Origin of the sequence: Brevibacterium sp. SIMBA_078, from assembly GCF_046534565.1 — a bacterium.
Lineage (GTDB): Bacteria > Actinomycetota > Actinomycetes > Actinomycetales > Brevibacteriaceae > Brevibacterium.
Window position 1 is genome coordinate 1 of record NZ_JAWRYQ010000183.1, and the last position, 275, is coordinate 275.

Sequence of the window (275 nt, forward strand, 5' to 3'; positions counted from 1 at the left end):
CTGGAGCCTGGCGGGAGAACACCGCCACTGGATGATACCTCTCAGAAAGGGAGCGCAATATGAAGAGATCAGAAAACTGGGTAAAGGCGATCATCTGGTGAAGCTGAAAACCAGCCCGCAGGCACGAAAAAAGTGGCCGGGACTGGGAAATGAAGTGACTGCCCGCCTGCTGACCGTGACGCGCAAAGGAAAAGTCTGCCATCTGCTGACGTCGATGACGGACGCCATGCGCTTCCCCGGAGGAGAAATGGGGGATCTGTACAGTCATCGCTGGG

General features: G+C 56.7%; 1 protein-coding gene. It reads left to right on the forward strand.

Features of this window, described 5'->3' with window-relative positions; genetic code table 11:
* Window positions 1-275, forward strand: a 275-nt coding sequence (locus SB749_RS19365) for a transposase (protein WP_410711737.1), incomplete at both ends; no start/stop codon positions are given.